The organism is Escherichia sp. TW14182 (genome assembly GCF_000208525.1).
GTDB classification, from domain to species: domain Bacteria; phylum Pseudomonadota; class Gammaproteobacteria; order Enterobacterales; family Enterobacteriaceae; genus Escherichia; species Escherichia ruysiae.
Genome location: NZ_AEJZ01000371.1, coordinates 1 through 3,738, shown reverse-complemented (window position 1 = coordinate 3,738; position 3,738 = coordinate 1). Strand labels below are relative to the sequence as shown.

At 54.5% G+C, this 3,738-nt stretch carries 4 protein-coding genes; all 4 read left to right on the top strand.

Annotation, left to right across the window (positions count from 1 at the left end; genetic code table 11):
• The first annotated feature begins 232 nt into the window (after window positions 1-232).
• From tauA to tauD, 4 genes are read left to right on the top strand one after another with little or no spacing between them, the layout of a single operon-like run.
• Window positions 233-1,195 carry a taurine ABC transporter substrate-binding protein gene (gene tauA / locus EQY_RS0121935; RefSeq protein WP_001018423.1) on the top strand — a complete coding sequence of 321 codons (963 nt, stop codon included), beginning with the start codon at window positions 233-235 and terminating at the stop codon, window positions 1,193-1,195.
• A 12-nt stretch (window positions 1,196-1,207) separates the two neighbouring features.
• Window positions 1,208-1,975 carry a taurine ABC transporter ATP-binding subunit gene (tauB, locus tag EQY_RS0121930; RefSeq protein ID WP_000939344.1) on the top strand — a complete coding sequence of 256 codons (768 nt, stop codon included), beginning with the start codon at window positions 1,208-1,210 and terminating at the stop codon, window positions 1,973-1,975.
• Window positions 1,972-2,799, top strand: a complete 828-nt coding sequence (tauC, locus tag EQY_RS0121925; RefSeq protein WP_000114626.1) for a taurine ABC transporter permease TauC — start codon at window positions 1,972-1,974, stop codon at window positions 2,797-2,799. Before tauB ends, tauC begins: the two co-directional genes overlap by 4 nt.
• Window positions 2,796-3,647 (top strand): taurine dioxygenase, encoded by an 852-nt coding sequence (gene tauD / locus EQY_RS0121920; protein WP_000004056.1) that lies wholly within the window; start codon window positions 2,796-2,798, stop codon window positions 3,645-3,647. The genes tauC and tauD overlap by 4 nt, the downstream gene beginning before the upstream one ends.
• Window positions 3,648-3,738: the final 91 nt, after the last annotated feature.

Genomic DNA, 3,738 nt, shown 5'->3' with positions numbered 1-3,738 from the left:
TGTCTGGTTGGTGGAGGGTGAAATAAATTTTTATTGTTTGAATTTTTATTCGTATATAAAAGTAAATGTGGCATTGCTTTGTAGGAAAACGGTTGGTAAATGCATAACTCATCTATCGTTTGCCATTTTTTTGCTAAGAATAAAAACATATTGTCCATAATGATTAATTCTTTTATCAAATATCTTTCTCCGCGAATACTGCTCTCATAACAAGACAGGGGAGCAGACAATTATGGCAATTTCATCGCGTAACACACTTCTTGCCACACTGGCATTCATCACTTTTCAGGCGCAGGCGGTGAACGTCACCGTGGCGTATCAAACCTCCGCCGAACCGGCGAAAGTGGCTCAGGCTGATAACACCTTTGCCAAAGAGAGCGGGGCGACCGTGGACTGGCGCAAGTTTGACAGCGGAGCCAGCATCGTTCGGGCGCTGGCTTCTGGTGACGTGCAAATCGGTAATCTCGGTTCCAGCCCGTTAGCGGTTGCTGCCAGCCAGCAGGTGCCGATTGAAGTTTTCTTGCTGGCGTCAAAACTGGGTAACTCCGAGGCGCTGGTAGTTAAGAAAAACATCAGCAAACCCGAAGATCTGATTGGCAAACGCATCGCCGTGCCGTTTATCTCCACCACGCACTACAGCCTGCTGGCAGCGTTGAAACACTGGGGCATTAAACCCGGACAAGTGGAGATTGTGAACCTGCAACCGCCAGCGATTATTGCCGCCTGGCAACGGGGAGATATTGATGGCGCTTATGTCTGGGCACCTGCGGTTAATGCGCTGGAAAAAGACGGCAAGGTGTTGACAGACTCAGAACAGGTCGGGCGGTGGGGTGCACCGACGCTGGACGTTTGGGTAGTGCGCAAAGATTTTGCCCAGAAACATCCTGATGTGGTGAAAGCGTTCGCTAAAAGCGCCATTGATGCCCAGCAGCCGTACATTGCGAATCCGGACGTGTGGCTGAAACAGCCGGAAAACATCAGCAAACTGGCGCGCTTGAGCGGCGTACCGGAAGGTGACGTACCGGGGCTGGTCAAGGGAAATACCTATCTGACGCCGCAGCAGCAAACGGCAGAACTGACCGGAGCGGTGAACAAAGCGATCATCGACACCGCGCAGTTTTTGAAAGAGCAGGGTAAAGTTCCCGCCGTGGCGAATGATTACAGCCAGTACGTTACCTCGCGCTTCGTGCAATAAAAGGAGGCGCGAATGCTGCAAATCTCTCATCTCTATGCCGATTATGGCGGTAAACCGGCGCTGGAAGATATCAATCTGACGCTGGAAAGCGGCGAACTGCTGGTGGTGCTGGGGCCGTCTGGCTGTGGCAAAACCACCTTACTGAATCTGATTGCCGGTTTTGTGCATTATCAGCAAGGCAGCATTCAACTGGCGGGCAAGCGTATCGAGGGACCGGGTGCAGAGCGCGGGGTGGTTTTTCAGAATGAAGGGCTGCTGCCGTGGCGTAATGTGCAGGATAACGTGGCGTTCGGCCTGCAACTGGCGGGGATGGAGAAAAAGCAACGTCTGGAAATCGCTCACCAAATGCTGAAAAAAGTCGGGCTGGAAGGTGCGGGAAAACGCGACATCTGGCAGCTTTCTGGCGGTCAGCGTCAGCGGGTAGGGATTGCCCGCGCGCTGGCGGCTAATCCCCGGATGTTATTACTCGACGAACCGTTTGGCGCGCTGGACGCCTTCACCCGCGACCAGATGCAAATACTGCTGCTGAAACTCTGGCAGGAGACAGGCAAGCAGGTGTTGTTGATTACTCATGATATAGAAGAAGCGGTGTTTATGGCGACCGAACTGGTTCTGCTTTCACCGGGGCCGGGTCGTGTGCTGGAGCGTCTGCGACTCAACTTCGCCCGCCGCTTTGTTGCGGGAGAGTCTAGCCGCAGCATCAAGTCCGATCCACAATTCATCGCCATGCGCGAATATGTTTTAAGCCGCGTATTTGAGCAACGAGAGGCGTTCTCATGAGTGTGCTTATTAATGAAAAAATGCATTCGCGTCGGCTGAAATTGCGCTGGCCGCTCTCGCGTCAGGTCACTTTAAGCATTGGCACACTAGCGGTTTTACTGACTTTATGGTGGGCAGTGGCGGCGCTGCAACTGATTAGCCCGCTGTTTTTGCCGCCGCCGCAACAGGTACTGGCAAAACTGCTCACCATTGCCGGAACGCAAGGATTTATGGACGCCACGCTGTGGCAGCATCTGGCAGCCAGCCTGACGCGCATTGTGCTGGCGCTACTTGCGGCGGTGTTAATCGGCATTCCGGTTGGGATCGCCATGGGGCTAAGCCCGACGGTGCGCGGCATTCTGGATCCGGTAATTGAACTGTATCGCCCGGTGCCGCCGCTGGCCTATTTGCCGCTGATGGTGATCTGGTTTGGTATTGGTGAAACCTCGAAGATCTTACTGATCTATTTAGCGATTTTTGCACCGGTGGCGATGTCGGCGCTGGCGGGGGTGAAAAGCGTGCAGCAGGTTCGCGTTCGTGCCGCGCAGTCGCTAGGCGCCAGTCGCACGCAGGTGCTGTGGTTTGTCATTCTGCCTGGCGCGCTGCCGGAAATTCTCACCGGATTACGTATTGGTCTGGGGGTTGGCTGGTCTACGCTGGTGGCGGCGGAGCTGATTGCCGCGACGCGAGGCTTAGGTTTTATGGTTCAGTCAGCGGGTGAATTTCTCGCAACTGACGTGGTGCTGGCGGGGATCGCGGTGATTGCGATTATCGCCTTTCTTTTAGAACTGGGTCTGCGTGCGTTACAGCGCCGCCTGACGCCCTGGCATGGAGAAGTACAATGAGTGAACGTCTGAGCATTACCCCGCTGGGGCCGTATATCGGCGCACAAATTTCGGGTGCCGACCTGACGCGTCCGTTAAGTGATAATCAGTTTGAACAGCTTTACCATGCGGTGTTGCGCCATCAGGTGGTGTTTCTGCGTGAACAAGGCATTTCGCCACAGCAGCAACGCGCGCTGGCCCAGCGTTTTGGCGAGCTACATATTCATCCTGTTTACCCTCATGCCGAAGGGGTTGAGGAGATTATCGTACTGGATACCCATAACGATAATCCGCCGGATAACGACAACTGGCACACCGATGTGACATTTATTGAGACGCCGCCAGCGGGAGCGATACTGGCAGCGAAAGAGTTGCCATCAACCGGGGGCGATACGCTATGGACCAGTGGTATTGCGGCGTATGAGGCGCTCTCTGTTCCCTTCCGTCAGTTGTTGAGCGGGCTGCGCGCGGAGCATGATTTCCGTAAATCGTTCCCGGAATACAAATACCGCAAAACGGAGGAGGAGCATCAACGCTGGCGCGAGGCGGCAGCGAAAAATCCTCCTTTACTACATCCGGTGGTGCGAACGCATCCGGTGAGCGGTAAACAGGCGTTGTTTGTTAATGAAGGATTTACCACGCGAATTGTCGATGTCAGTGAGAAAGAGAGCGAAGCCTTGCTAGGCTTTTTATTTACCCATATCACCAAACCGGAGTTTCAGGTGCGCTGGCGCTGGCAGCCAAATGATATCGCGATTTGGGATAACCGCGTGACTCAGCACTATGCGAATGCAGATTATCTGCCACAGCGGCGGATTATGCATCGGGCGACGATCCTCGGGGATAAACCGTTTTATCGGGCGGGGTGAAACGAGCGCGGACGGTCCCCTCGAGCGGCGAAAGAACGGTGATATAGATGAAGCGAGTGCGGACGGTCCCCTCGCCCCCTTGGGGAGAGGG